Here is a 25,598-nt window from a genome sequence, read left to right on the forward strand (position 1 = left end):
AATCAGAAAACGCCACTTCTGCAGATAGTTGCGCTCAATCGTCCGGTCGTAGCTATTGTCGCGCATCGGATCCGTCCTCCAGCGGAGCGATCCAATCAGCGAATTAGTGAACATGCACAATTGCGAGCGTAGCGAAGCAATCCAGACTGTCTCCGCGGAGGGATTCTGGATTGCTTCGCTGCGCTCGCAATGACGGCGGAGGGAGCTGGGGAGCCTCAATGCCTGGTCGCGGACTGAACCGGCATGTCCAGCAGCGCCTCGGTGAAGGGGAACTCCAGCACGACCTCGCCGTCGACGTCGGTGACCTCGATGACCGCCTCCATCAACGCCGGCTGGGTCCCCTCCGATTTCAGGACCTCCAGGATCATCTGGCGGGCGACCTCCCAGGCGCGATCGGGGTTGCGCAGGTCCTCGCCGTCGGGATCCACGATCAGTTCGTCGCCAATACGGGTGTTGAAGAAATATCTGGGCATGCCTCGATCCAATGGGGTCGCCTGTGGCCGATTGGAAGCCGTTCTATCCTCACAACTGGTTTATCCGGGACAGGGATCACGACCTATCGGCTATTTTTCTTATGTCATTGGCTCATCTTTAAGGCCGCAATACGCTCTCTTTGCAATGCAACAATTCCGGCGGCCTACTACTTAGGTCGGGAAAATTTCACTGGCGAACTTTTCCCCCCGCAGTAGTTTAGCCCGTGGGCGGATACGTCCGAATTCATAAAAATGGAGAGCCAAATGGCCTGGAAAGCCCCGAAGATCGTCGAAGTGCCCTGCGGCATGGAAATCAACATGTATGTGAGCGCCACCCGCAAGTAAGCGGTTGGTGAGTTTGCGTTCTGCGCAGGTGGTTCTTTCGGTCGAGCACTCTCGGTTGCAATGTCTTCGTTGCAATGTCTTCCGGTCACGATGCGTTTCCGGAAGATAGATTTTGTGTCGACCTGAGATCCACCTCGCGACGTTGCCTCCAGGAGACGGATCATGCTTCGCGTCGTCGTCCTGGGCGCCGGGGCCGGCGGCGGAGTGCCGCAATGGAACTGCGGCTGCGAAGGTTGCCGCGCGGCCCGTGCCATCGGCGATGAGCTCTTGCGAACCCAGGCCTCGGTCGCCTTCAGCGGCGACGGCGAGCATTGGTTCCTGATCAACGCCTCTCCCGATCTTCGCCAGCAATTGAATGCCACGCCGCAACTGCACCCCAAGGCGGGCGCGCTGCGTCATACGCCGGTCGCGGGCGTGATCCTGACCAATGGCGAGGTGGATGCCGTGGCGGGGCTGCTGTCGATGCGCGAGGGCTCGCCCTTCACGGTCTATGCGCATGAGAAGGTGCTGGCGATCCTCAGCGCCAACAGCATCTTCAACGTGCTGAACGAGAAGAACGTGCGGCGGCAGCCGATCGCCATCGGCGAGCCGTTCGAGCCGCGGCTGCCTGACGGTGCGCGGTCCGGGATCGAGGTGCTGCCTTTCGCGGTGCCGGGCAAGTCGGCCTGGTATCTGGAAGGCAAGGCGCATCCGGGCGGCGAGACCGGCGACGGCGATACGCTGGGCCTGAAGATCACCGACAAGACGACCGGCAAGTGCTTCTACTTCATCGCCGCCTGCGCCGAAGTGACCGACGCGCTCAAGGCCGAGATCGACGGCGCCGCGCTGGTGTTCTTCGACGGCACGGTCTGGCAGGACGACGAGATGATCAGGGCCGGGCTCGGCCACAAGACCGGCAAGAGCATGGGACACGTCGCGATGTCCGGCGACGACGGCGCGATCGCGCGGCTGGCCGATCTCGATATCGACAGGAAGCTGTTTCTGCATATCAATAACTCGAATCCGGCGCTGCTGCCCGCTTCACCCGAGCGGAAAGCGGCCGAGCAGGCGGGCTGGCAGATACCCGCGGATGGAACGGAGATCGTGCTGTGAATGCCGCATCACTGACTGGAATGACCGCGCTCTCGATCGGCAAGGATATCAGGCTCAACTCGGCCGAGGAGCTGGAGGCGACGCTGCGCCATATCGGGGCGACGCGCTACCACAGCCTGCATCCGTTCCATAAGCTGCTGCACGGCGGCAAGCTGAACAAGGGCCAGGTGCAGGCCTGGGCGCTGAACCGCTACTATTACCAGAGCACGATCCCGATCAAGGACGCGGTGGTGATCTCGCGCTTCCGCGACCGCGCCACGCGGCTGGAATGGCGCCACCGCATCGAGGACCATGACGGCGATGTCGGCTCCGAAGGCGGCATCGAGCGCTGGCTGAAGCTGACCGAAGGCCTCGGGCTCGACACCGCCTATGTGGAATCGACGGAAGGCATTCTCCCCGCCACGCGCTTCGCGGTCGAGGCCTATGTGCACTACTGCCGCGAGAAGAGCCCGCTGGAGGCGATCGCCTCCTCGCTCACGGAACTGTTCGCGCCGAACCTGCACGAAGAGCGCATCGCCGGCATGCTGGAGCACTACGACTTCGTCAATCCCGACATCATGAGCTACTTCAAGCGTCGCCTGGCGCAGGCGCCGCGCGATGCCGGCTTCGCGCTCGACTATGTCAAGGCGCATGCCACGACGCCGGAACAGCGCGCGCAGGTGTGCAACGCACTGATCTTCAAGACCAACGTGCTGTGGGTGCAGCTGGATGCGCTCCAGCACGCCTATGTCGAGGGCCACATTCCGCCGGGCGCTTTCGTGCCCAAAGCGAGCTGAAGAGGAACCGTCATGGCCGGGCCGCGTCATATCAGTGTCAGCGAGGCCAGCCGCCCCGTGCTGCCGCGGCATGCCAAGCTGAAATACGACGAGACGCGCAAAGTCTGGGTGATCCTGGCGCCGGAACGCGTGCTGGCGCCGGACGAGATCGCGGTCGAGGTCTTGCAGCTCTGCAACGGCGAGCGTAGCGTCGGCGACGTCTCCGACCAGCTGGCGGCGAAATACGCCGCGCCGCGCGAGGCGATCCTGACCGACGTCATCGCCATGCTCCAGGATCTCGCCGACAAGGGCTTCCTCACCGAAGCCCGGGAGAAGACGTCATGAGCGATGTGCTCGGCAGTCCCACCGTTCCGCCCGACGCCAGCGACAGCCTCGCGGTGCTGGAGAAGCAGCGTTCGACGGCGGAGACCTTTGGCATTCCGCTCGCCGTGCTGCTCGAGATCACGCATCGCTGCCCACTGCAATGTCCCTATTGCTCCAACCCGGTCGAGCTCGACCGCTCCGGCAAGGAGCTGACCACCGAGGAATGGAAGAAGGTGCTGAGCGAGCTCGCCGAGATCGGCGTGCTCCAGGTGCATTTCTCCGGCGGCGAGCCGACGGCGCGGAAGGACCTCGTCGAGCTGGTCAAGCATGCCAGCGACGTCGGCCTCTACACCAACCTCATCACCTCGGCCGTGCTGCTGACGCGCGAGAGGCTGAGCGAGCTGGCGGATGCCGGCCTCTGTCACGTGCAGATCAGCTTCCAGGGCGTCGAAGAGGGCCCCGCCGATCGCGTCGCCGGGTACCGAGGCGGCCACCGCAAGAAGCTCGAAGTGGCAAAATGGACGCGCGAGCTCGATCTGCCGCTCACCGTGAATGCGGTGATGCACCGGCAGAACCTGCACCAGCTCCCCGACATCATCCAGATGTCGATCGATCTCGACGCCGACCGGCTCGAGGTCGCCAACGTGCAATATTACGGCTGGGCGCTGAAGAACCGCGCCGCCTTGATGCCGACGGTGGCGCAGCTCGACGAATGCACCCGCCTCGTCGAGGAAGCGCGGGAACAGCTCAAGGGCCGGCTTTCGATCGACTACGTGGTGCCGGATTATTACGCGCTGCGGCCGAAGAAGTGCATGGGTGGCTGGGGCCGGCAGTTCTTCAACATCTCGCCCGCCGGCAAGGTGCTGCCCTGCCACGCCGCCGAGAGCATCACCGGGCTCGACTTCGAATCCGTGCGCTCCAACCATTCGATCGCCTGGATCTGGCAGAACTCCGACGCCTTCAACCGCTATCGCGGCACCGGCTGGATGAAGGAGCCCTGCAAGTCCTGCGAATTCCGTGAGATCGATTTCGGCGGCTGCCGCTGCCAGGCCTTCGCGCTGACCGGCGATGCCGCCAACACCGATCCCGCCTGCGCGCTGTCGCCGCTGCACGAGACCATCTTCAAGCAGGCCGAGCGCGAGGCCGAGGGCGAGACCAACCGCTTCCTCTACCGCAATTTTGCCGGTGGCACCCTGGAATCCGAGAATGGCGCCTGACGCCGACGCGGCCAGTTCGGTCAAACGCGCCGATCCCTTTGCGCCGCTGACCTCCGAGATGCTCGACGTCGGCGATGGCCACGAGCTCTATGTCGAGAGCGTCGGCCGGACCGATGGAATCCCTGCGATCTATCTGCATGGCGGGCCCGGCAGCGGCTGCCAGCCCGATCATCGCCGCCTGTTCGATCCCGACCGCTTCTGCGCCGTGCTGTTCGACCAGCGCGGCTGCGGCCGCAGCCGTCCGAAGGGCTCGCGCGCGCACAACACCACGGCGCATCTGATCGCGGACATGGAGAAGATCCGCGAGAAGTTCGGCTTCGAACGCTGGATCGTGGTCGGCGGCTCCTGGGGCGCGACGCTGGCGCTGGCGTATGCAGAGGCGCATCCCGAGCGCGTCCGCGGCATCGCGCTGCGCGCGACGTTCCTTGGCACGCGGACGGAAGTCGAAGCCGGCTTCACCGTGCGCCTGCCGCATTTCTATCCCGGGCTTCACGAGGATTTTCTCAGCGTGCTGCCGCCCGAGGAGCGGGACCGGCCGGTGGTCGCCTATTGGCGCCGCATCCTCGATGCCGATCCGGCCGTGCACGGACCGGCGGCACGGGCCTGGCACGATACCGAGCGCGCCCTGTCCGAGCACAAGCCCGCAAGGACGCGGCTCGACCTCGCCTCGCTGAACGTCTGGCGCACATTGCCGGCGACGCCGTTCATGGAAGCGCATTACTTCGTCAACGACAGCTTCATGACCGCAAACCAGCTGCTGCAGAATGCGGGGAGGCTCGCCGGCATTCCCGGCATCATCGTGCAGGGCCGCTACGATCTGTTGTGTCCTCCTGAGACATCCGAGCGGCTAGCGAAAGTCTGGCCGGGTTCCGAGATTCGCATCGTGGAAGAAGCCGGGCATTCGCTCTATGATGCCGGCGTGAGGGACGCGGTCATGAAATCGATCGCCGACCTCGCTTCGAAGACCGCGCGATGAGAGGACAAGAAAAATGCCGCTCGCCGGGAAAGGCATGCTGCTGACGTCGATGAATATCGACGCAGCCGACGAGGCCGATTTCAACCGCTGGTACGACCGCGAGCATCTGGAAGAGCGTGTCGCGATCGAGGGATTCCTGGAAGCACGGCGCTATGTCGCGCACGCCGCCAATCCCAGATATCTCTGCCTCTATTCGACCGCGACGCTCGACGTGCTCGACAGCCCCCCTTACAAGGCGCGGCTCGCGAGCCCGACCGACTGGTCGCGGCAGACCATGGCGCGTTTCAAGGACATGCTCCGTGTCGTCGCGCGCGTCACCATCAGCAACGGCACCGGACGCGGGGCTGCGCTCGGCGTGGTGCGGCTGCGGCCGGCGCCCAACAATGCCGCGCCATGGCGTGATGCACTGCAAGAAAAGCTGGCGCCGGACAAGCGCGACGGCATCACCTCGATGCATCTGCTCGAGAGCGAGCCGGAATTGTCGGGTGCAATGCCCGAGATTCCGGCAGTGCGCAACGAAGGTGCACGCGACTGGTTCGTGCTGATCGACGGCACGCATGTCGGCGCGGTCTCGGCTGTCATTGCCGAACGCTTCACCGGCCCCGCCGCATCGCCCTTCCCGCTTCCCGTCTCCGTCGGCACCTACGCGCTGATGTGGGACCTTGCGAAGAGCGACATCGCGCACCGCTAACGCGCCTACATGCACCGCAACATATTGCACCGCCGCATTGCCGCGCGCAGCCGTTAATGCTGTGCGCGCGCAGCTCCTATGAAAGCGGATGATCCCCCAATTTTGCCGTTGTACTTCGGACCGGTTCTAATAAGCTAACTCAATGACGTCATTCAGAAACCAGATCGAAGCGCATTAGCGTTCGCCAAGCTCAAGAAAAGGCCGCGGGGTCTTTGGGCCTGCGCGGACAGGGTAGGAATGAAACCGACCGATATCGCGGCCCCCGACTACTTTCACAAAGTGGTCGATTGCCAGTGGGCCTGTCCTGCGCACACCCCGGTTCCCGAATATATCCGACTGATTGCACAAGGCCGCTACAGCGACGCCTACATGATCAATTGGCAATCGAACGTGTTTCCCGGAATTCTGGGACGCACCTGCGACCGCCCATGCGAGCCGGCGTGCCGCCGCGGCCGCGTCGAGGAAACACCGGTCGCGATCTGCCGCCTCAAGCGCGTCGCAGCCGACTTCAAGGACGACATCACGCAGCGCCTGCCGAAGCCGTCGCCGAAGAACGGCAAGCGCGTCGCGCTGGTCGGCGGCGGTCCGGCCTCGCTGACGGTTGCGCGCGATCTGGCGCCGCTCGGCTATCACTGCACGGTGTTCGACGGCGATCCGGAAGCCGGCGGCATGATGCGCTCGCAGATCCCGAAGTTCCGCCTGCCCAATTCGGTGATCGACGAGGAGACCGGCTACATCCTCAATCTCGGCGTCGACTTCAAGGGCGGTCACCGCATCGAGAGCATGAAGGCGCTGCTCGCGGAGAAATACGACGCGATCTTCGTCGGCTCCGGCGCGCCGCGCGGCCGCGAGCTCGACATTCCCGGCCGGAAGGAGGCCGCCGCCAACATCCATATCGGCATCGACTGGCTGTCCTCGGTCTCGTTCGGCCACATCGACAAGATCGGCAAACGCGTGATCGTGCTCGGCGGCGGCAACACCGCGATGGATTGCTGCCGAACCGCGCGCCGCCTCGGCGGCGAGAAAGTCACCGTGATCGTGCGCTCCGGCTTCGAGGAGATGAAGGCCTCGCCCTGGGAGAAGGAGGACGCGATCCACGAGGACATTCCGATCCTCAACTACATGGTGCCGGTGGCATTCAAGCATGTCGCCGGCAAGCTCATCGGCGTCACCTTCCAGCACGTCAAAGCCGAATACGACGCCAAAGGCCGCCGCAACCTGGTGCCTTCGGGCGACCCCGATCAGACCATTCCCTGCGACGACGTGCTGGTCGCGGTCGGCCAGGAGAACGCCTTCCCCTGGATCGAGCGCGACTGCGGCATCGAGTTCGACAAGTGGAATATGCCGCAGGTCGACCCCAAGACCTTCGTCTCGACCAACCCGAAGGTCTTCTTCGGCGGCGACGCCGCCTTCGGCCCGAAGAACATCATCTGGGCAGTCGCGCACGGCCATGACGCCGCGCTGTCGATCCACAAGCTGCTGTCGGGCGAGGACATCACCGAGCGGCCGCTGCCGGAGGTGTATGTCTCCTCGCAGAAGATGGGCATCCACGAATGGAGCTATGACAACGACATCTCCAACGACAAGCGCTTCAAGGTGCCGCATCGCGACAAGGTGATCGCGCTGAAGGACATCCGCACCGAGGTCGAGCTCGGCTACGACGTCAAGCTCGCGCTCGGCGAAGCCCATCGCTGCCTGAACTGCGACGTGCAAACCGTGTTCTCGACCTCGCTTTGCATCGAGTGCGACGCCTGCGTCGACATCTGCCCGATGGACTGCATCACCTTCACGGAGAATGGCGAGGAAGCCGATCTGCGCCAGCGCCTGAAGGCGCCGTCGCCGCATCCCGACCAGGACCTCTATGTGTCCAGCGATCTCAAGACCGGGCGCGTGATGGTGAAGGACGAGGATGTCTGCCTGCATTGCGGGCTGTGCGCAGAGCGCTGTCCCACCGGAGCCTGGGACATGCAGAAGTATTTGATCGAAATGACTCACGCAGGTTCAGCATGTCCGACAAAAAGCCGATCAGCAGCGTAAACGACTTCGTCGTCCGCTTCGCCAACGTCAACGGATCGGGCTCGGCCAGCGCCAACGAAATGTTCGCGCGCGCGATCCTGCGCCATGGCGTGCCGGTGTCCCCGCGCAACATCTTCCCCTCCAACATCCAGGGCCTGCCGACCTGGTACGAGGTGCGGGTGACCGAAGAAGGCCATCTCGGCGCCCGCGGCGGCGTCGACATGATGGTGGCGATGAACCCGCAGACCTGGGACAAGGACGTCGCCGGGATCGAGCCGGGCGGCTACCTGTTCTACGATTCCACCAAGCCGATGCCGTCGACGAAATTCCGCGACGACATCACTGTGATCGGCGTGCCGCTCACCGCGATCACCAACTCGACCTACACCGATCCGCGCCAGCGCCAGCTGTTCAAGAACATCATCTATCTCGGCGCGCTGTCTGCCCTGCTCGACATGGACCCGAAGCTGATCGAGCAGCTGATCGGCGAGCAGTACAAGGGCAAGGAGAAGCTGCTCTCCTCCAACGTCCACGCGCTGCATCTCGGCCGCGACTGGGCGCTCCAGAACCTGAAATGCCCGATCGGGCTGCGGGTGAAGAAGTGCGACAAGGTCGGCGACAGCATCTTCATCGAGGGCAACAGCGCTGCCGCGCTCGGCGCCGTCTATGGCGGCGCCACCGTGTGCGCCTGGTATCCGATCACGCCATCCTCGTCGGTGGCGGAAGCCTTCACCGCCCATTGCAAGAAGTACCGGCACGATCCTGAGACCGGCAAGGCGAAATACGCCATCGTGCAGGGCGAGGACGAGCTGGCCTCGATCGGCATCGTCATCGGGGCGTCCTGGAACGGCGCCCGCGCCTTCACCGCGACCTCCGGCCCCGGCATTTCCTTGATGACCGAGTTCATCGGCCTGTCATATTTTGCCGAGATCCCCGCGGTGATCATGAACATCCAGCGCGCCGGGCCCTCCACGGGCATGCCGACCCGCACCCAGCAATGCGACATCATCGCCTGCGCCTATGCCTCGCATGGCGACACCAAGCATGTGCTGCTGTTCCCGGAGGATCCGGCGGAGGCCTTCGAGTTCGCGGCGGCCGCCTTCGATCTCGCCGAGCGGCTCCAGACCACGATCTTCCTGATGCTCGACCTCGACATCGGCATGAACCACCGTCTCTGCCGTCCGCTGAAGTGGGACGATGCCCGGCAATATGACCGCGGCAAGATCATGACCGCGGAGATGCTGGAGGAAGGCCGCGACTTCGGCCGCTATCTCGACGTCGACGGCGACGGCATCCCCTACCGCACCTATCCCGGCACGCATCCGACCAAGGGCTCCTACTTTACCCGCGGTACTTCCCGGGATCGCTATGCGCGATATTCCGAGGAAGGCCCGGTCTATGCCGACAATATGCAGCGCCTGGTGCGCAAGTTCGAGACCGCGCAGGACCTCGTGCCGCGACCGCTCCAGGCCAATGCGGAACGGCCGACCAAATATGGCGTGATCTATTTCGGCTCGACCTCGCCGGCGATGGACGAGGCGATCGGCCTGCTCGAAGCGCGCGGCCACCAGCTCGATCGCCTGCGCATCCGTGCCTTCCCGTTCCATTCGAGCGTGGCGAGCTTCCTCGCCGAGCACGACTTCGTCTACGTGGTCGAGCAGAACCGCGATGCCCAGTTGCGGCAGCTCATCGTCAACGAGAACGGCATCGACCCCGTCCGCCTCGTGCCGATCGTGCATTACGACGGCTCGCCGATCACCGCCCGTTTCATCGCAAAAGCCATTGGCGACCACCAGGATCACCTCAAGGTGACCCCGCTCCGCAAGGCCGTGTCATGACCTATATTGCCAAGCCGAAATTCCATCATCCCGGGCTCAAGAAGAACGAGCTCGGCTACACGCATCGCGACTACGAGGGCAAGATCTCGACGCTGTGCGCCGGCTGCGGCCACGATTCGATCACGGCCTCGATCATCGAGGCCTGCTATGAGCTCTCGATCGAGCCGCACCGGGTGGCGAAGATCTCCGGGATCGGCTGCTCGTCGAAGACGCCGGACTATTTCCTCGGCAATTCGCACGGCTTCAACTCCGTGCACGGCCGCATGCCCTCGGTGCTGACCGGCGCCAATCTCGCCAACCGCGACCTGATCTATCTCGGCGTCTCCGGCGACGGCGATTCCGCCTCGATCGGCTTCGGCCAGTTCGCGCATTCGATCCGGCGCGCCGTCAACATGACCTATATCGTCGAGAACAACGGCGTTTACGGCCTGACCAAGGGCCAGTTCTCGGCGACCGCCGACCGCGGCTCGAAGTCCAAGAAGGGCGTGACCAACACCGACAACGCCATCGACCTCGTCGCGATCGCGCTGCAACTGGGCGCAACCTTCGTGGCGCGCTCGTTCTCCGGCGACAAGACCCAGCTCGTGCCGCTGATCGCGGCCGCGATCCGCCACAAGGGCGCATCCTTCATCGACGTCATCAGCCCCTGCATCGCCTTCAACAACCATGCCGGCTCGACCAAGAGCTTCGACTATGTCCGCGAGCACAACGACGCGGTGAACCGGCTCGACGTGCTGGTCGGCCGCGACCCGATCGCGGTCGACTACGCGCCGGGCACGGTGCAATTGGTCGAGCAGCACGACGGCAGCAAGATCGCGCTGCGCAAGATCGACGCCGACTACGATCCGCATGACCGGCTCGGCGCCCAGACCTTCCTCCAGAAGCACGCCGCCAAGGGGCAGATCGTCACCGGCCTGCTCTATGTCGACCCCGATGCCGACGACCTGCACGCGCATCTCAACACGGTCGAGACGCCGCTCAACACCCTGGAAGCGGACACGCTGTGTCCGGGCTCGGCGGCGCTGGACAAGTTCAACGCCAGCATGCGGTGATCATTTGCCGCGCTGAGGCTGAGGCCTGACGCGCACGGTGATCTTCTCCGACACGACCGGCGGCTCGAACGGATAGTGCTTGGCGTCGCCCAGCACCAGCTGAAGGGTATGGGTCCCGGGCGGAAGCTCGAGAAATGTTTCGGTCTGCCCTGCCCCGAAATGCAGATGCGACTTGTCCTGCGGGATCGGCTCCTTCGGATCGATGGGGTCGCTGACGTCGACCAGCAGATGATGATGGCCGGCGTTCTGGTAGTCGTCGCCGGCATGCGTCACGCCCATGTTGCGCAAGCCGAACCGGACCAGGAAACCGGCGCGCACCCTTTGCCCGTCATACGGGGTGATGAAATAAACCTTTGCGTCCTTTGGCGCAGCCTTACCCTGCGAGAAGGCTACGCCCGGGAGCAATGCGAGCACCGCCGACAACGCAACGCAGCGAAGGATTTGCATCAGATCTACTCCTGCACTCAAGGACTGAGCGCGACCCGGAACCCATGCGTCGGGTAACGAACATTGGTATCGTAGCCGTCGCGGTTGGATGGCCGCACGTATCTCGAATCGTTCTTCCAGGAGCCCGAGCGCAGGACGTGCGAACTGCAGTCCCCACCGCTCCACGCCGAACCGTCATTGGGCGCGCCTTGATAAGTCCTGTGCCAGCAATCGGCGACCCACTGATCGACGCCGCCGCCCATATCGTAGAGTCCGAATGGATTGGGTTTGGAGCTACCGACTTTCGCCGGCTGCTCGGCGGCTGCGTCACCGCAATCCTTGCACCCGGCCATGCCCGGCTGGAGCTTGTCGCCCCACCAATATTTGGTCTGCGTTCCGCCGCGCGCCGCATATTCCCATTCCGCTTCGCTCGGAAGCCGGTACGACTTCTTCGTCGCCTGCGCGAGCCAGCCCGCATATTGCTGGGCATCGGTCCAGCTTACATTCGTGACGGGGGCGTCGTCCTTCCCGATCGCTGTAAAGCCACACGCCTTTGCAGCGGCGCATTCGTTCCACTCCCGCACCGTCACAGGGTATTTGCCGATCGAGAATGGCTTGATCGCGACCTGGTGAACAGGGCGTTCGGTCGGATCATCGTTGCTTCCCATCGTGAAGTTACCGCCGCGAACGACGATCATTTCGGGCTCGCTGGCGGGCGTCGGCGATTGGCTGGGCGTCGGCGTCGGTACCGGCGGCGCAGGTGAAGCCAACGAGGGCGAGGGTTGCGGCGTTGGCACGGCCGTTTCGCGTGCCGGCGGCTGCTGGACAGGAGATGCGGCCGGAGATGCGACCGGAGCGGCAGGCGGCGTGGCGGCCTGCTCACTTCCCTTGCCGGGCGGCTGCGCCAGAAGATACCAGAGCACGCCGGCGGCGCTGACCAGCAAGGTCAAGGCGAGGAGAAAGATCAAGGTATTCTCGCGCCGGCCTCGCGTCCCGCCGACGGCATCTGCGTCGGGCAGGACGCGATAGATGCGTACGGGGTCGGTGATGTTCTTCACCTTGCGGTCGCCAAGGGCCTCGTAGCCGCACACGACCTTGTGCTTGATCTGCTCGTAGATCGCGCCCGAGATGTAGACCTGACCGGGCTCGGCAATGCCCTCGATACGCGTGGCGATGTTGACGCCATCGCCGTAAACGTCGTCCGGCTCGATGATGACATCACCGAGATTGACGCCAATTCGGTACTCGATCCGGGAAGCCTTCGGAAGCGAGGCATTGCGGCCGATGAGATTCTGCTGGATGACGATGCTGCAACGAACGGCCTCAACAGGACTATCGAAAATAGCGATGAAGCCATCGCCCGTCGTCTTCACCAGGTTTCCATGGTGCTCGACGATGCTGGGTTCGATGAGGTCCCGCTCGATCCGCTTGACGCGGACATGCGTGCCTTCCTCGTCGGCCTGCATCAAGCGGCTGTAGGACGCGATGTCACCGACAATGATTGCTGCGAGACGACGAGGCATTGCGCCGTGCGAAGGCGGCTCGTTCTGATTCCCGGATCTGAAGTTGCGAATTTCGCCCATTGCGCGGGGACTCCACAAACTTGCACAGGCGGCCCCAGCCTACGACTTCGAGAAGCAATCGTCTGTGAAGGCTATCACATTGACAAACTGGGACAATGTCGAAGGACTCGGGACATCGAGTTCCAGGGAGCGAGGGCCTTGAACCCTTCTGGTCCAACCAGCGACTAAAGCGCCGCTCTCAGGGCGAGGAAGTCCGCCACTGGTTCAGCCAACACACATCGGGCTTTAATGGACAGGCTCGGGCTCAGTTGCGGCGCGACCCGAATATGCCAACCGGCCGGCCGCCCAGTATTGCTTGCAGGTCTCGAACAGCGTTTCGCCGTCCATGGTCAGGCCGCCCGTGACGAGCACGCCGTCCGCGCCAATGGGCTTGTTCAGCAGCGACAAGACGCGCTTCAGAAAGCCGCCTTCGAACCGCTCGGCAAGAAGAGGATCGACCTGAAGAACGACGATCCTCTGGCTGCGATACCGAAAGATCGATATGTCCCTCACCGATCTCCACGAGATGGTGTCATCGGCGATCCTGGTGTCGCGAATGCCGACACGGGTGATGAAGAGGACCGGCTCCCTGGCGGAGATCAACGTCGAGAGCGTCTTGCAGGTGGACAGGCCGAAAAACACGATGCCGAAATAGCTGAGCGCGATCTGGATCGTGGCGATGTCCTTGCCATAGTGCCAGCTGAATGCGAGCGCGCCGCACAGCAGCGTCGCCAGCAGGCCGGCTCCCAGCAACTTGAACAGCCGCGGAAGGGAATAGCCGATCGCAAGGTTGGGCAAGTTCTGACTTAGGGACATTTTGACCGCCACCAGTCATCTGCAACAACCAGGGGTGTACCGACACCCCTCCTTCCAAATTGTTAAAGCGGGAACCTTGCGCGAGGCTGCCCTCGAGGCGTGCGGCCAGGAACGCTTGAACGCGACGCTTTCCGCCCGCGACTAACGGCCAATCGGCCCTGATCGTCCTGCCGCGGGCCGTCAACGGCTCACGCGTTCGGTGCGACCATGAAGCTTGCCCTCGTCCTGCCGCTTGTCCTTACCGCGTTCACCGGCGTCGCCCACGCCGATGAGGCCGATAAAGTCCGGGAAACCACAAAGGCCGAAGCCGACGCCTTCATGGGCCGCATCTATGCGGGAACGCCGGGGGACAAGGCCTATGCCTGCTTCGTTCGCCGCTATGATGCCGAGCATCTGGCGCGGCATCCCAAGCAGAAGGTCGCGTCGATGAAGCTGCTGATCTCCGCGGAGACCGACAAGGAGGACAAGCAGCTGCACAATTCGTTCCGCCTGGGCTTCCGGTATCGCCATCGCAGCGGCGACTTCGACTCCAGCGGGTCGTGCGGCAGCCACGCGGTGCTTCTCAGTCAGGGCGACGAAGTCCGTCTCGGCTGCGGGGTGGACTGCGAAGGCGGCGGGATCGAGGTGGCGCTGTCCACGGACAACAAGTCCGCCATCATTCGGCTCGAGCAGGTCAGGGTCTGGCAGAACAACAAGCCGGATGACGAGGCCGAGCAATCGCTGGTCGCCGGCGCCGACGACAAGATCTTCCGCCTCGACCGCACCGACAACAGCGAGTGCGCCTCGCTGGTGACCGACCGCAAGGAACTCGCCGCGCTGCGCCACAAGTGATATGGGTCCGGCAAATTCGGGCGCAGCCGAGGGAGATCGCCATGAACCGCCGGAACATCCTGTGGAGTGCCGTTTCAGCGCTAGGTGCGGCGCTCGGCGCCTCCCGCGCGCAGGCCGCGACCGAGGCTCCGCCGTCGAACAAGCTCAAGGTCGTCTACCATCTCAGCGATGCCGAGAAGGTCAATTTCGTGCTCGGCAACATCCAGAACCATATCGACGGCGTCGGCGGCCCCGAGCACGTCACGATCGCGCTGGTGATTCACGGACCGGCGCTGAAGGCGTTTCACTGGGCGCAGGCCAACCCCGATATCAGCAAGCGCGTTGGCGACTTCTCCAAGGACGGCGTCGAGCTTGCCGCCTGCGGCAACACGATGAAGGCGCAGAACGTCACGCTGACGGATCTGCTGCCGGGCTTCGTCAGCGCGGAGAAAGGCGGCGTGGTCCGCCTGGCTGAACTCCAGTCGCAGGGATATCTGTATCTGCGGCCTTGAGGCGCTACGGTTACCGCGACATCGGTGCGCCCCCTCTCCTGCAAGCGGGAGAGCTTAAGCCCCAAGCCGCTTGACTTATCCATAACCCTGCGGTTATGAGTTATTCATAACTGAATGGTTATGGAAATCGCATGTCCGCCGCCCACGATCTCCTGTTCAGGACGCTCGCCGATCCGACCCGGCGGGCGATCTTCGAACGGTTGTGCCGCGAGGGCGAGCAGACGGTCGGGGCACTGACGGCACGGTCCGGCGTTTCCCAGCCGGCGGTCTCGAAACATCTCGGCGCGCTGAAGCAGGCCGGCCTCGTCCGCGACCGCCATGAGGGACGCCAGACCCATTACAGCGCGCAGCCCGGTGCGCTCAATCCGCTTGTCGACTGGACCAGCCAGATGGCCGGCTTCTGGCAGAACCGGCTCGACGCGCTCGACGATCTCCTAAAGAGGATGGACCAATGACCGAAACCTCAAGCGAGACCCGCTCCGTCGTCATCGAGCGCGAATTTGCCTTTCCGGCCGAGCGGATCTGGCGCGCGCTGACACAGCCGCATCTGATCGAGGAATGGCTGATGAAGAACGACTTCAAGCCGTCAGTCGGCCATCGCTTCAACCTTCGCGGCGAATGGGGCGGCGTGCTGGACTGCGAGGTGCTCACCATCGAGCCGCAGAAGACGCTCGCCTACACCTGGAATTTCGCGCATGAGGACGCGGCGTTCGACCTGAAAAGCGTCGTCACCTTCACGCTGACACCGACAAGCGCAGGCACGCATCTGCGCGTCGAGCAGGCGGGCTTCAGCCCGACGCAGAAACAGGCCTATGGCGGCGCGCATGCCGGCTGGAAGCAGTTTCTCACCAAGCTGGACGAGCTGCTGGCGCAACCGGATTGAGCCGGCGGCGCGCACCCATTCCGATCATTTCAGAGGAGGTCTCGTTGAACATGTGGATTCGACAAATCCATCGCTGGCTGTCCATCGCCTTCACGCTCGCCGTCATCGCGAACATCGTCGCGATGACCATGCAGGTCCAGGCCGTGTGGATCGGCTTCCTGGCGCTCGTCCCGCTGATCCCGCTGCTTGCGACCGGGCTGTATCTGTTTGCGCTGCCCTATCTTGACCGGCGCGGCGGCATGCAGCGTGAGGCGAGGTCATGAAGAAGGCGGTCGCGGTGAAGAAGACCGGCGCGAAGGACGCGGACGGAGCGTCGGCGTCCAAGTTGATCGACGGCAGGATCAGGGAGCTCGGCGACTGGCGCGGCGAGATGCTCGGGCGGATTCGCGCCCTGATCAAGGACGCCGACCCCGACGTGGTCGAGGAATGGAAGTGGCGCGGCGTTCCCGTGTGGGAGCACGACGGCATCATCTGCACCGGCGAGACCTACAAGGCCGTCGTGAAGCTGACCTTTGCCAGGGGAGCGGCGCTCGATGACCCGGCCGGCCTGTTCAATTCCAGCCTCGACGGCAATGTGCGGCGCGCGATCGATATTCGCGAAGGCGAGAAGATCAACGAGAAAGCGCTGAAGGCGCTCATCCGCGCGGCGGTGGAGCTGAATGTGTCGAAGACCAAGAAGAAGCCGGCCAAGCGTTCTGCATAGAACAGCAGTTGTGCAGGCACGGACCTCTTCCTTCTCCCCTTGTGGGAGAAGGTGGCGCGTAGCGCCGGATGAGGGGTATCTATCGACACGGGAAAGTGCGGAGAGATACCCCTCACCCCAGTGAGCTTGTGTCTGCCGGCGTCGCTGCCCTCTCCCACAAGGGGCGAGGGCACACCAACGCGCATCTCGCCGCATTGCTACACTTAGCCGGCGGCCTCAGGCCGCCGCCGGGATCGGGCGCGGGCTCACGACATATTCGCGCAGGACCTTGTCGTTGGCATCGACCTCGATCAGCGAGACGTCGTAGGTCCAGAGGTCCGCCAGATGCTGGAGCACGCGCTTGGCGTCGGTCTCGTTGAGCTGTGCGCCCTTGATGACGTGGTGATGCAGGATCAGCCGGCGGTCGCCGGAGAGATCGACGTCGACCACCTCGATATTGGCGTCGATGTAGCCGACATCGTGCTGCCGCGCCAGCTCGCGCCGGACGCGGCGGAAGCCGCGCTCGTCGTGGATGGCATCGACGCGGATGCCGGCACGCTCCTCGGGGTCGTCGTGCAGGTGGAACATGCGCAGCTGCCGCATCAGCTTCGGGCTCAGGAACTGGCCGACGAAGCTCTCGTCGCGGTAATTGGCCCAGACGTCGCGCAGCACGCCCATCACGTCGTTCTTGCCGGCGATGTCAGGGAACCACTCGCGGTCCTCGTCCGACGGGCTGGTGACGATGCGCTCGATGTCCTGCATCATGGCGAAGCCGAGCGCATAGGGATTGAAGCCGGAGAAGCGCGGATCGTCGAATTCGGGCTGGAACACCACGTTGGTGTGCGATCCCAGGAATTCGAGGAAGTTGCCGTCGGTGATGCGGCCCTGCTGGTGCAGCTTGGTCATGATGCGATAGTGGACGTAGGTCGCCGTCCCCTCGTTCATCACCTTGGTCTGGCTCTGCGGATAGAAATATTGCGCGATGTGGCGGACGATGCGCAGCAATTCACGCTGCCAGGGCGCCAGCCGCGGCGCGCTCTTCTCCAGGAAGTAGAGCAGGTTTTCCTGCGGCAGGCCGAGCAGCTTGCGGCGCCGCTCGACGCTGAGCGCGGAGCGGCTCTTGCTCTTTCCTGCCGGCACGGTGCGCCAGAGGTCGTTGAAGACCTCCTCCTCGTGCTGGCGGCGGCGCCCTGCCCGCTTCTCCTCGGCGCGCAGGTCGAGCTTCTTCTTGCCGGGATAGCGGTCGATGCCGTGCGACATCAGCGCGTGCGCGGCATCGAGCGTACGCTCGACCTCGGCGCGGCCGAAGCGCTCCTCGCATTGCATGACGTAGTTCTTGGCGAAATCGAGATAGTCCAGGATGCCGTCGGCGTCGGTCCACTGCTTGAACAGATAGTTGTTCTTGAAGAAGTGATTGTGGCCGAAGGCGGCGTGCGCGATCACCAGCGTCTGCATCGTCGCCGTGTTCTCCTCCATCAGGTAGGAGATGCAGGGCGAGGAGTTGATCACGATCTCATAGGCGAGGCCCATCAGGCCCTTGCGGTAGGAGGCCTCGTGATAGGCGAAGTGCTTGCCGAAGGACCAGTGCTTGTAGAACAGGGGCATGCCGACCGACGAGTAGGCATCCAGCATCTGCTCGGCGGTGATGACCTCGATCTGGTTCGGATAGACGTCGAGCCCGAGATCGTTCTTCGCCACCTCCTCACAGGCATCGGTGATGCGCTGCAAGGTGTGGAAGTCCCAATCCGCGCCCTCGAACAATCTTTCCGTCATGGAGCGGCTTTCTCCTGAGAGGTTTCGCGGCGCTGGAACAGGTCGTGGAACACCGGGAAGATCTCGCTGCGCTCGCTGACCTTGCGCATCGAGAGCGGTGCGCCGCTGTTGCGCAGGCGCTCGTAGAGGGTCCAGAGCGAGGAGTCGGAGAGATCGAAGGCGCTGCCGCCGGACTCGCCGACCTCGAGATAGGCAAAGAACTGGCAGACCGGCAGGATCTTGTCGGTCAGCAGGAGCCCAGTGAGCTCGCCGTCGGAATAGGAATTGTCGCCGTCGGAGGCTTGCGCCGCATAGATATTCCAGTCCGACGGATTGAAGCGCTCGCGCACGATCTCGTGCATCGCCTGGAGCGCGCTGGAGACCAGCGTGCCGCCGGAGGCCGGGCCGTAGAAGAAGGTCTGCTCGTCCACCTCCTCGGCGCGGTCGGTGTGGCGGATGAAGACGATCTCGACATGCTTGTAGCGACGCTTCAGGAACACGTAGAGCAGCATGTAGAAGCGCTTGGCGAGATCCTTCATGTGCTCGGACATCGAGCCGGAGACGTCCATCAGGCAGAACATCACCGCCTGCGCGACCGGCTTCGGCACCGTCTCGAAGCGGCGGTAGCGGATATCGAGCGGGTCGATGAACGGAATCCGCTTCGACCTCGCCTTCAGCTTTTCCAGCTCGGCGAGAAGCACCACGCGCTCGTCCTCGTCCGTGCACGCGGCGATTGCGGCTTCGAGCTCTTCGATCTCCTCCTTGCGGGGACGCTTGAGCGCAATGCGGCGGGCGAGCGCGAGCTTCACCGTCCGGCTCACCGAGATGTTGGCGGGCGAGCCCGACGTGGTGTAGCCGGCGCGCTGGATGCCCTCGCTCTCGGTCTGCGCGATCTTGCGCTTGGCAAGATCCGGCAGCTCGAGGTCGTCGAGGAAGAGATCGACGAATTCGTCGCGGCTCAGCACGAAGCGGAAGGCGTCCTCGCTGTCGCCTTCGCCGGGACCGGAATCCTTGGCGCTGCCCTGGCCGGAACGCTGGAGATAGTCGCCTTCGACGAACTTCTTGTTCCCGGGCAACACCATGTCGCGCGTTCCGCCTTCGCGGCGGAAACGCGGCTCATGCATCCCGTCGAGCGGAATCGTGACCTCACCACCCTCCAGGACGTCCTTGATGTCGCGTTCCTGCGAGGTCTTCTTGACGGCGCCCTGCACCAGGGATTTGGCCCGACGCAAGAACCGCTGGCGGTTCTCAAGACTCTTGCCGCCTGGATTCAGGCGCCTGTCAATAATGTGAATGGGCACTTTTCCATCCGCCTCAACCGGCCTGCTTCACACGCATGTACCATTCGACGAGCCGGCGAACCTGACGCTCGGTGTAGCCGCGCTCCACCATGCGTGCGACGAACTCGCCGTGCTTCTTCTCCGTCTCGCCGTCCTTCTTCGACCCGAAGGAGATGACCGGAAGCAGGTCCTCGACCTGAGAGAATATCCGCTTTTCGATCACATCGCGAATCTTCTCGTAGGAGGTCCAGGTCGGATTCTTGCCCCCATTCTGGGCCCGCGACCGTAACGAGAATTTGACCACCTCGTTGCGGAAGTCCTTGGGATTGGCGATGCCCGCCGGCTTCTCGATCTTGGTCAGTTCCTGGTTCAACAATTCGCGATCCAGGAGCTGTCCCGTATCGGGATCCTTGAAGTCCTGATCCTCGATCCAGGCATCGGCATAATCGACGTAGCGATCGAACAGGTTCTGGCCGTAATCCGAGTAGGATTCGAGATAGGCCTTCTGGATCTCGTTTCCGATGAACTCGGCATAGCGCGGCGCAAGGTCCGCCTTGATGAACTCGAGGTACCGCTTCTCGACCTCCTCCGGCAGCTGCTCGCGCTTGATCGACTGCTCCAGCGCGTACATCAGATGCACGGCGTCGGCGGCGACTTCCTGCGGATCGTGGTTGAACGTTGCGGCCAGGATCTTGAAGGCAAAGCGCGTGGAGACGCCGTCCATGCCCTCGTCGACGCCGGCGGCATCGCGATATTCCTGCACGCTGCGCGCCTTCGGATCGGATTCCTTCAGGCTCTCGCCGTCGTAGACCCGCATCTTGCCAAACACGGTGGAATTCTCGTGCTTGCGCAGGCGCGACATCACCGAGAACCGTGCCATCGTCTCCAGCGTCGACGGCGCACACGGCGCCGAGGCCAGCTCGGAGCCCTGGATCAGCTTCTCGTAGATCTTCTGCTCTTCCGTGACCCGCAGGACATAGGGCACCTTGATCACGCAGATGCGGTCGATGAAGGCTTCGTTGTTCTTGTTGGCCTTGAAGCTCGACCACTCGGCCTCGTTGGAGTGCGCGAGGATGATGCCGGTGAAGGGAATGGCGCCGATATTCTCGGTGCCGATGTAGTTTCCTTCCTGCGTCGCCGTCAGCAGCGGGTGCAGCATCTTGATCGGAGCCTTGAACATCTCGACGAACTCGAGGATGCCCTGGTTGGCGCGGTTGAGACCGCCCGAATAGCTGTAGGCGTCGGGATCGTTCTGCGCGTAGGTCTCGAGCTTGCGGATATCGACCTTGCCGACCAGCGAGGAGATGTCCTGGTTGTTCTCGTCACCGGGCTCGGTCTTGGCAATCGCGATCTGGCGCAGCCGCGACGGCTGGATTTTTGCGACCCGGAACTGGGAAATGTCGCCGCCGAAGGCTTCGAGCCGCTTGTAGCACCACGGGCTCATCAACCCGGTGAGGCGCCGGCGCGGAATGCCGTATTTCTCCTCCAGCATCGGCCCGAGCTGATCGGGATCGAACAGGCTGAGCGGGCTTTCGAACACCGGACTCAATTCGTCGCCGGCCTTGAGCACGTAGATCGGCTGCACTTCCATCAGCGACTTCAGCCGCTCGGCGAGCGATGATTTGCCGCCACCGACCGGGCCAAGCAGATAGAGGATCTGCTTGCGCTCTTCGAGGCCTTGCGCGGCGTGACGGAAGAAACCGACGATGCGCTCGATGGTTTCTTCCATGCCGTAGAAGCCGGCGAAGGCCGGATAGGTGCGGATGGTGCGGTTCAAAAAAATACGGCCAAGGCGGGAATCCTTGGCCGTGTCAATCGTCTGGGGTTCGCCGATCGCCGCTAGTAGTCGTTCGGCCGCGTTCGCGTATTTCATGGGATCGCTTCGACACGATTCCAGGTATTCCGCCATCGACATGTCGTGCTGGCTTCTCGCCTCGAACGACCGAGCGAAAGCGTTGAATAGAGAATCGTTGTACATGATCCCTCTCCGCGTGAGTTCCGCTACAAGCTGAAACGAAAGCAGTTACCGGACCGTTCCTCAGGCCGTCTCGAATCAGCGTGAGCACATGACGATCATTGGACACCCGGGGGCCGACTTCACGCAACGCACAACGTAGGCAACCGGGTGAGTTACGAACAGGCACCTGCCTGTTCTTTATGCGAATCTATGTATATCTTCGCTCATTTCCAGCAAATGTCACTCGGCCGCAACATCCGGGCATTACCGGGGATCGGCCTATCCGGCGGTGCAGCATAGCCGTCAGCCGGCGGCAGCTTTATGACGCTTGTACGGCCAAGCCTTGTGAGAGCGGACCTGAGTCTGGCGCACCTTGATCGCGGTCCCGCCGCAATGCGGTGCGTGAGTAGCTGGCAGCATGACAGTCACGGCAGGCGCGCAGCAATGTGTCAAAACCGATCGCCAGTCCGTCGCGGCGGATGACGATGCGACCGTCCTGCGCGCCGCGCGACATCGATCGGATCCTGGCGCGGATGCCGGCGAGCTGCCGCGGCAAGGCCAGCGTCGGCGTCGGCACGATCATCCTGTGGCTGCGCCGCTGCTCGGTCGAAACCTCCGCAATCGACTCCCACAGCAGAAATTCATTGCCGATGCTGAGATCGCGGATGCCAGAGGGGGTGACGATCACCACCGGCCCGCGTTCGGCGGGGAGCATCCAGATCAGCCGGCTGGCGACCAGGCCGAACAGCGCGACGCCGGCATAGCCGACCGTCGTGTCGTAGTCGCCCACGCCGGGCCATTCGAAGGCACGGCTGGCTCTGAGCAGGGTCATCGCAAAGCCCGCCGCGACCAGCAGCCGCAGATACGTCGCGCACGGATTGATTTCGAGATCGTGGGCCGCGTCGATGCTTACGGCCGGCGCGACCGATTGCGGACCGTCGGCCACGGCGAGCGGTGGGCCGTCAGGATGTGCGTGCATGCTTTCCCCCGCATGGCCATTCGCGACCGGGCGACGAAGCATCGGGCGGATCGCAATCCGCTGATGGCACGTTGTGCAGCGGCCGGCGGACGTTGCGCAACGAGGCCTCGGCCGAACCTCCCCGGCCAACGACTTTTCACGCAACAAAGCCACAACCGCCTGGATCGCCATGATCGCGACGGAGTTACACTGAGGGTATGACGCCTACACCCTTGATTGGTTCCCTCCCGGGAGCATGTTAGCTAGAGGATAGCGCGTCAGGACCGGCGCGGAAACCCCTCGCCCGCAGGCTTGGAGATAAATAAGCATCATGAATCCCGTCAAAGAACTGGAAAAGCACGGACAAGCCGTCTGGCTGGACTTCCTGGCCCGTGGCTTCATCGCCAAGGGCGACCTCAAGCGGCTGATCGACACCGACGGCGTCAAGGGCGTCACCTCCAATCCGTCGATTTTCGAGAAGGCGATCGGCAGTTCGGACGAGTACGACGCTCCGATCGGCAAGGCGCTGAAGCGCGGCGACCGGAGCGTGGCTGACCTGTTCGAGGCCGTCGCGGTCGAGGACATCCAGAACGCCGCCGACGTGCTCCGCCCGGTCTATGACCGCCTCAAGGGAGGCGACGGCTATGTCAGCCTGGAGGTCTCGCCTTATCTCGCGATGGACACCGCCGGCACGGTCGCCGAGGCGCGGCGGCTCTGGAAGGACGTCAACCGCAAGAACCTGATGGTGAAGGTGCCGGCGACGCCGGAAGGCCTGCCGGCGATCGAGACGCTCATCGGCGAGGGCATCAGCATCAACATCACGCTGCTGTTCTCGAAGGCGGTCTACCTCCAGGTCGCGGAGGCCTATCTCGCCGGCCTCGAGAAGTACGTCGCAGGCGGCGGCGATCCCTCGCATGTCGCGAGCGTCGCGAGCTTCTTCGTCAGCCGCATCGATTCGGTGGTCGACAAGCAGCTCGACGAGAAGATCGCGCGCGCCAACGACCCCAGCGAGAAGGAACGGCTCGCCGCGCTGAAGGGCAAGGTCGCCATCGCCAACGCCAAAGTCGCCTACCAGGATTACAAGCGCCTGTTCTCCGGTCCCCGCTGGGACAAGCTCGCCGCCAGGGGCGCCAAGCCGCAGCGCATGCTGTGGGCCTCGACCGGCACCAAGAACAAGGACTACAGCGACGTCCTCTATGTCGAGGAGCTGATCGGCCCCGACACCATCAACACCGTGCCGCCGGCGACGCTGGATGCGTTCCGCGACCACGGCAAGCCGCGCGACAGCCTGGAAGAGAATGTCGACGACGCAAGGCGCGTGCTGGAAGAGCTGGAGCGTTCCGGCGTCTCGCTCGACGCGATCACCGAGGAGCTGGTCAAGGACGGCGTCAAGCTGTTCGCCGACGCCGCCGACAAGCTCTACGGCGCCGTCGCCCACAAGCGCGCCACAGTGCTCGGGCCTGCGATCGACCACCAGCAGCTCTCGCTCGGCGACGGGCTCGGCAAGGCGGTGGCCAAGAGCACCGAGGAATGGCGCGCGTCAGCCAAGATCCGCAGGCTGTGGCAGCGCGACAAGTCGGTCTGGACCGGTGCCGACGAGGACAAATGGCTCGGCTGGCTCGACAGCGCCGCCAAGGCTGACGTCGCCGACTACGAGGACTATGCCAGCCGCGTGAAGGGCCAGAAATTCTCCGATGCCGTCGTGCTCGGCATGGGCGGATCGAGCCTCGGGCCCGAGGTGCTGGCCGAGACCTTTGCGCGAAAATCAGGCTTCCCGAAGCTGCATGTGCTCGATTCCACCGATCCGGCGCAGGTGCGGGCGATGGAAGCGAAGATCGACATCGCCAACACGGTGTTCATCGTATCCAGCAAGTCCGGCGGCACCACCGAGCCGAATGCGATGAAGGACTATTTCCACGAACGCGTCGCGCAGGCGGTCGGCCCCAAGGTGAAGACCGGCCACCGCTTCATCGCGGTGACCGATCCCGGCTCGTCGCTGGAGAAGTCGGCCAAGAAGCTGAACTACGCCCGCGTCTTCCATGGCGAGCCCTCGATCGGCGGCCGCTATTCGGTGCTCTCGCCGTTCGGCCTGGTGCCGGCGGCGACCGCAGGCATCGACGTCAAGACCTTCGTCAAGCATGCGCTCGCCATGGCCCGCTCCTGCGGGCCGGACGTGCCGCCAAGTGAGAATCCCGGCGTGCAGCTCGGCCTTGCCATGGGCCTCGCCGGCCTCGAAGGCCGCGACAAGGTGACGATCCTGTCGTCGAAGAAGATCGCCGATTTCGGCGCCTGGGCCGAGCAGTTGATCGCGGAATCGACCGGCAAGGAAGGCAAGGGCCTGATCCCGATCGACGGCGAGCCGCTGGGCGAACCCGCGGCTTACGGCAACGACCGCTTCTTCATCGATATCCGCACCGAGGGCGAAGCGGACGCCGCCCATGACGAGAAGCTTGCCGCGATCGAAGCGGCCGGCCATCCCGTGGTACGCATCGTCATGAAGTCGATCGACCATCTCGGCCAGGAGTTCTTCCGCTTCGAGATGGCAACGGCAGTGGCAGGCAGCATCCTCGGCATCAACCCGTTCGACCAGCCGGACGTGGAAGCGGCCAAGATCAAGACCCGCGAGCTCACCGCGTCGTTCGAGAAGACCGGCGCGCTGCCGGCGGAGCAGCCGGTGGTCAGCACGGACGAGGCCGATCTCTACACCGACGAGGCCAACGCCACGGCGCTGCGCGCCGCCGGCGCCAACGGCGACCTCACCTCATGGCTGAAGGCGCATCTCTCCCGCTCCGGCCATGGCGATTATGTCGCCCTGCTCGGCTACATCGCGCGCGACAAGGCCACCATCGACGCGCTGCAGGCGATGCGGCTCGAAGTGCGCGAGAAACGCCATGTCGCGACCTGCGCCGAGTTCGGGCCGCGCTTCCTGCACTCGACCGGCCAAGCCTACAAAGGCGGGCCGGACAGCGGCGTGTTCCTCCAGATCACCGCAGATGATGCCAAGGACCTGGCCGTGCCGGGCCAGAAGGCCAGCTTCGGCGTGATCAAGGCGGCGCAGGCGCGCGGCGATTTCGACGTGCTGACCGAGCGCGGGCGGCGCGCCTTGCGCGTCCACCTGAAGGGCGGGCTCAAGAAAGGTCTCGCGGCGCTCAATGCGGCGCTTAGCGACGCGCTGAATTAA

Annotated in this window: 25 protein-coding genes; 17 read left to right on the forward strand and 8 right to left on the reverse strand. The window is 63.8% G+C overall.

Annotated features, from left to right (window positions below; translation table 11 throughout):
* Positions 1 to 215 precede the first annotated feature (215 nt).
* Positions 216 to 473 carry a hypothetical protein gene (locus A3M7_RS0127880; protein WP_027546873.1) on the reverse strand — a complete coding sequence of 86 codons (258 nt, stop codon included), beginning with the start codon at positions 471 to 473 and terminating at the stop codon, positions 216 to 218.
* A gap of 264 nt (positions 474 to 737) precedes the next feature.
* Between A3M7_RS0127880 and pqqA the strand changes: the two genes are divergently transcribed.
* From pqqA to A3M7_RS0127930, 10 genes are all read left to right on the forward strand, one after another.
* Positions 738 to 818 (forward strand): pyrroloquinoline quinone precursor peptide PqqA, encoded by an 81-nt coding sequence (gene pqqA / locus A3M7_RS45040; RefSeq protein WP_007595659.1) that lies wholly within the window; start codon positions 738 to 740, stop codon positions 816 to 818.
* A gap of 162 nt (positions 819 to 980) precedes the next feature.
* Complete coding sequence (gene pqqB / locus A3M7_RS0127890) at positions 981 to 1,910, forward strand: pyrroloquinoline quinone biosynthesis protein PqqB (RefSeq protein WP_027546874.1); 930 nt, start codon at positions 981 to 983, stop codon at positions 1,908 to 1,910.
* A gap of 20 nt (positions 1,911 to 1,930) precedes the next feature.
* On the forward strand, positions 1,931 to 2,686 hold the full coding sequence (pqqC, locus tag A3M7_RS0127895; RefSeq protein ID WP_371090218.1) for a pyrroloquinoline-quinone synthase PqqC: 756 nt from the start codon (positions 1,931 to 1,933) through the stop codon (positions 2,684 to 2,686).
* A gap of 12 nt (positions 2,687 to 2,698) precedes the next feature.
* Positions 2,699 to 3,010, forward strand: a complete 312-nt coding sequence (pqqD, locus tag A3M7_RS0127900; protein ID WP_027546876.1) for a pyrroloquinoline quinone biosynthesis peptide chaperone PqqD — start codon at positions 2,699 to 2,701, stop codon at positions 3,008 to 3,010.
* A complete protein-coding gene (pqqE, locus tag A3M7_RS0127905; RefSeq protein WP_027546877.1) occupies positions 3,007 to 4,206 on the forward strand; it encodes a pyrroloquinoline quinone biosynthesis protein PqqE in 1,200 nt (399 codons plus the stop codon). Before pqqD ends, pqqE begins: the two co-directional genes overlap by 4 nt.
* Positions 4,196 to 5,182, forward strand: a complete 987-nt coding sequence (gene pip, locus A3M7_RS0127910) for a prolyl aminopeptidase (RefSeq protein ID WP_027546878.1) — start codon at positions 4,196 to 4,198, stop codon at positions 5,180 to 5,182. Before pqqE ends, pip begins: the two co-directional genes overlap by 11 nt.
* A 13-nt stretch (positions 5,183 to 5,195) precedes the next feature.
* Complete coding sequence (locus A3M7_RS0127915) at positions 5,196 to 5,873, forward strand: DUF4286 family protein (RefSeq protein WP_027546879.1); 678 nt, start codon at positions 5,196 to 5,198, stop codon at positions 5,871 to 5,873.
* Between the two features lie 237 nt (positions 5,874 to 6,110).
* Positions 6,111 to 7,910, forward strand: coding sequence for an FAD-dependent oxidoreductase (locus A3M7_RS0127920; protein ID WP_027546880.1), 1,800 nt, complete (start codon positions 6,111 to 6,113; stop codon positions 7,908 to 7,910).
* The gene (locus tag A3M7_RS0127925; RefSeq protein WP_027546881.1) at positions 7,880 to 9,727 is read left to right on the forward strand and encodes a 2-oxoacid:acceptor oxidoreductase subunit alpha; all 1,848 of its coding nucleotides are present in this window, start codon (positions 7,880 to 7,882) and stop codon (positions 9,725 to 9,727) included. The genes A3M7_RS0127920 and A3M7_RS0127925 overlap by 31 nt, the downstream gene beginning before the upstream one ends.
* A complete protein-coding gene (locus A3M7_RS0127930) occupies positions 9,724 to 10,779 on the forward strand; it encodes a 2-oxoacid:ferredoxin oxidoreductase subunit beta (RefSeq protein ID WP_027546882.1) in 1,056 nt (351 codons plus the stop codon). Before A3M7_RS0127925 ends, A3M7_RS0127930 begins: the two co-directional genes overlap by 4 nt.
* Here A3M7_RS0127930 and A3M7_RS0127935 read toward each other — a convergent pair whose 3' ends face one another.
* From A3M7_RS0127935 to A3M7_RS0127945, 3 genes are all read right to left on the reverse strand, one after another.
* Positions 10,780 to 11,226 carry a DUF4399 domain-containing protein gene (locus tag A3M7_RS0127935; RefSeq protein WP_027546883.1) on the reverse strand — a complete coding sequence of 149 codons (447 nt, stop codon included), beginning with the start codon at positions 11,224 to 11,226 and terminating at the stop codon, positions 10,780 to 10,782. It lies immediately after the preceding gene.
* A gap of 17 nt (positions 11,227 to 11,243) precedes the next feature.
* Entirely contained in the window at positions 11,244 to 12,788 is a 1,545-nt protein-coding gene (locus A3M7_RS0127940; protein ID WP_027546884.1) for an SUMF1/EgtB/PvdO family nonheme iron enzyme, read from the reverse strand.
* Between the two features lie 225 nt (positions 12,789 to 13,013).
* Entirely contained in the window at positions 13,014 to 13,583 is a 570-nt protein-coding gene (locus A3M7_RS0127945; protein WP_027546885.1) for an STM3941 family protein, read from the reverse strand.
* A gap of 207 nt (positions 13,584 to 13,790) precedes the next feature.
* Between A3M7_RS0127945 and A3M7_RS0127950 the strand changes: the two genes are divergently transcribed.
* The 6 genes from A3M7_RS0127950 to A3M7_RS0127975 all read left to right on the forward strand — a co-directional run bounded on the left by A3M7_RS0127950 (position 13,791) and on the right by A3M7_RS0127975 (position 16,491).
* Positions 13,791 to 14,414, forward strand: a complete 624-nt coding sequence (locus tag A3M7_RS0127950) for a hypothetical protein (RefSeq protein ID WP_027546886.1) — start codon at positions 13,791 to 13,793, stop codon at positions 14,412 to 14,414.
* A gap of 41 nt (positions 14,415 to 14,455) precedes the next feature.
* Entirely contained in the window at positions 14,456 to 14,905 is a 450-nt protein-coding gene (locus A3M7_RS0127955) for a DsrE family protein (protein ID WP_027546887.1), read from the forward strand.
* 131 nt (positions 14,906 to 15,036) lie between these two features.
* A complete protein-coding gene (locus tag A3M7_RS0127960; protein ID WP_027546888.1) occupies positions 15,037 to 15,360 on the forward strand; it encodes a helix-turn-helix transcriptional regulator in 324 nt (107 codons plus the stop codon).
* Complete coding sequence (locus tag A3M7_RS0127965) at positions 15,357 to 15,788, forward strand: SRPBCC domain-containing protein (protein WP_027546889.1); 432 nt, start codon at positions 15,357 to 15,359, stop codon at positions 15,786 to 15,788. The genes A3M7_RS0127960 and A3M7_RS0127965 overlap by 4 nt, the downstream gene beginning before the upstream one ends.
* A gap of 50 nt (positions 15,789 to 15,838) precedes the next feature.
* The gene (locus A3M7_RS0127970; RefSeq protein ID WP_049823728.1) at positions 15,839 to 16,051 is read left to right on the forward strand and encodes a hypothetical protein; all 213 of its coding nucleotides are present in this window, start codon (positions 15,839 to 15,841) and stop codon (positions 16,049 to 16,051) included.
* Positions 16,048 to 16,491 (forward strand): DUF1801 domain-containing protein, encoded by a 444-nt coding sequence (locus tag A3M7_RS0127975; RefSeq protein ID WP_027546891.1) that lies wholly within the window; start codon positions 16,048 to 16,050, stop codon positions 16,489 to 16,491. Before A3M7_RS0127970 ends, A3M7_RS0127975 begins: the two co-directional genes overlap by 4 nt.
* A gap of 216 nt (positions 16,492 to 16,707) precedes the next feature.
* Here the strand turns inward: A3M7_RS0127975 and A3M7_RS0127980 are convergent, their stop codons facing one another.
* The 4 genes from A3M7_RS0127980 to A3M7_RS0127995 all read right to left on the reverse strand — a co-directional run bounded on the left by A3M7_RS0127980 (position 16,708) and on the right by A3M7_RS0127995 (position 22,480).
* Positions 16,708 to 18,243, reverse strand: a complete 1,536-nt coding sequence (locus tag A3M7_RS0127980) for a SpoVR family protein (RefSeq protein WP_027546892.1) — start codon at positions 18,241 to 18,243, stop codon at positions 16,708 to 16,710.
* The gene (locus A3M7_RS0127985; protein WP_027546893.1) at positions 18,240 to 19,517 is read right to left on the reverse strand and encodes a YeaH/YhbH family protein; all 1,278 of its coding nucleotides are present in this window, start codon (positions 19,515 to 19,517) and stop codon (positions 18,240 to 18,242) included. The genes A3M7_RS0127980 and A3M7_RS0127985 overlap by 4 nt, the downstream gene beginning before the upstream one ends.
* Before the next feature lie 19 nt (positions 19,518 to 19,536).
* Complete coding sequence (locus tag A3M7_RS0127990) at positions 19,537 to 21,480, reverse strand: PrkA family serine protein kinase (protein ID WP_027546894.1); 1,944 nt, start codon at positions 21,478 to 21,480, stop codon at positions 19,537 to 19,539.
* Positions 21,481 to 21,778: 298 nt separating this feature from the next.
* Entirely contained in the window at positions 21,779 to 22,480 is a 702-nt protein-coding gene (locus A3M7_RS0127995; protein WP_084302577.1) for an STM3941 family protein, read from the reverse strand.
* 268 nt (positions 22,481 to 22,748) lie between these two features.
* Here A3M7_RS0127995 and A3M7_RS0128000 point away from each other — a divergent pair, with 268 nt between their 5' ends.
* Positions 22,749 to 25,598: a bifunctional transaldolase/phosoglucose isomerase gene (locus A3M7_RS0128000; protein WP_027546896.1), complete on the forward strand. Its 2,850-nt coding sequence runs from the start codon at positions 22,749 to 22,751 to the stop codon at positions 25,596 to 25,598.

The sequence above is a fragment of the Bradyrhizobium sp. WSM2254 genome, assembly GCF_000472645.1.
Taxonomy (GTDB): Bacteria; Pseudomonadota; Alphaproteobacteria; order Rhizobiales; family Xanthobacteraceae; genus Bradyrhizobium; species Bradyrhizobium niftali.

Excerpts from the sequence above, each read along its gene's own strand:
- A3M7_RS0127880 (WP_027546873.1), bottom strand. The coding sequence starts at position 473 with ATGCCCAGATATTTCTTCAACACCCGTATTGGCGACGAACTGATCGTG.
- pqqA (WP_007595659.1), top strand. The coding sequence starts at position 738 with ATGGCCTGGAAAGCCCCGAAGATCGTCGAAGTGCCCTGCGGCATGGAA.
- pqqB (WP_027546874.1), top strand. The coding sequence starts at position 981 with ATGCTTCGCGTCGTCGTCCTGGGCGCCGGGGCCGGCGGCGGAGTGCCG.
- pqqC (WP_371090218.1), top strand. The coding sequence starts at position 1,931 with ATGACCGCGCTCTCGATCGGCAAGGATATCAGGCTCAACTCGGCCGAG.
- pqqD (WP_027546876.1), top strand. The coding sequence starts at position 2,699 with ATGGCCGGGCCGCGTCATATCAGTGTCAGCGAGGCCAGCCGCCCCGTG.
- pqqE (WP_027546877.1), top strand. The coding sequence starts at position 3,007 with ATGAGCGATGTGCTCGGCAGTCCCACCGTTCCGCCCGACGCCAGCGAC.
- pip (WP_027546878.1), top strand. The coding sequence starts at position 4,196 with ATGGCGCCTGACGCCGACGCGGCCAGTTCGGTCAAACGCGCCGATCCC.
- A3M7_RS0127915 (WP_027546879.1), top strand. The coding sequence starts at position 5,196 with ATGCCGCTCGCCGGGAAAGGCATGCTGCTGACGTCGATGAATATCGAC.
- A3M7_RS0127920 (WP_027546880.1), top strand. The coding sequence starts at position 6,111 with ATGAAACCGACCGATATCGCGGCCCCCGACTACTTTCACAAAGTGGTC.
- A3M7_RS0127925 (WP_027546881.1), top strand. The coding sequence starts at position 7,880 with ATGTCCGACAAAAAGCCGATCAGCAGCGTAAACGACTTCGTCGTCCGC.
- A3M7_RS0127930 (WP_027546882.1), top strand. The coding sequence starts at position 9,724 with ATGACCTATATTGCCAAGCCGAAATTCCATCATCCCGGGCTCAAGAAG.
- A3M7_RS0127935 (WP_027546883.1), bottom strand. The coding sequence starts at position 11,226 with ATGCAAATCCTTCGCTGCGTTGCGTTGTCGGCGGTGCTCGCATTGCTC.
- A3M7_RS0127940 (WP_027546884.1), bottom strand. The coding sequence starts at position 12,788 with ATGGGCGAAATTCGCAACTTCAGATCCGGGAATCAGAACGAGCCGCCT.
- A3M7_RS0127945 (WP_027546885.1), bottom strand. The coding sequence starts at position 13,583 with ATGTCCCTAAGTCAGAACTTGCCCAACCTTGCGATCGGCTATTCCCTT.
- A3M7_RS0127950 (WP_027546886.1), top strand. The coding sequence starts at position 13,791 with ATGAAGCTTGCCCTCGTCCTGCCGCTTGTCCTTACCGCGTTCACCGGC.
- A3M7_RS0127955 (WP_027546887.1), top strand. The coding sequence starts at position 14,456 with ATGAACCGCCGGAACATCCTGTGGAGTGCCGTTTCAGCGCTAGGTGCG.
- A3M7_RS0127960 (WP_027546888.1), top strand. The coding sequence starts at position 15,037 with ATGTCCGCCGCCCACGATCTCCTGTTCAGGACGCTCGCCGATCCGACC.
- A3M7_RS0127965 (WP_027546889.1), top strand. The coding sequence starts at position 15,357 with ATGACCGAAACCTCAAGCGAGACCCGCTCCGTCGTCATCGAGCGCGAA.
- A3M7_RS0127970 (WP_049823728.1), top strand. The coding sequence starts at position 15,839 with ATGTGGATTCGACAAATCCATCGCTGGCTGTCCATCGCCTTCACGCTC.
- A3M7_RS0127975 (WP_027546891.1), top strand. The coding sequence starts at position 16,048 with ATGAAGAAGGCGGTCGCGGTGAAGAAGACCGGCGCGAAGGACGCGGAC.
- A3M7_RS0127980 (WP_027546892.1), bottom strand. The coding sequence starts at position 18,243 with ATGACGGAAAGATTGTTCGAGGGCGCGGATTGGGACTTCCACACCTTG.
- A3M7_RS0127990 (WP_027546894.1), bottom strand. The coding sequence starts at position 21,480 with ATGTACAACGATTCTCTATTCAACGCTTTCGCTCGGTCGTTCGAGGCG.
- A3M7_RS0127995 (WP_084302577.1), bottom strand. The coding sequence starts at position 22,480 with ATGCTTCGTCGCCCGGTCGCGAATGGCCATGCGGGGGAAAGCATGCAC.
- A3M7_RS0128000 (WP_027546896.1), top strand. The coding sequence starts at position 22,749 with ATGAATCCCGTCAAAGAACTGGAAAAGCACGGACAAGCCGTCTGGCTG.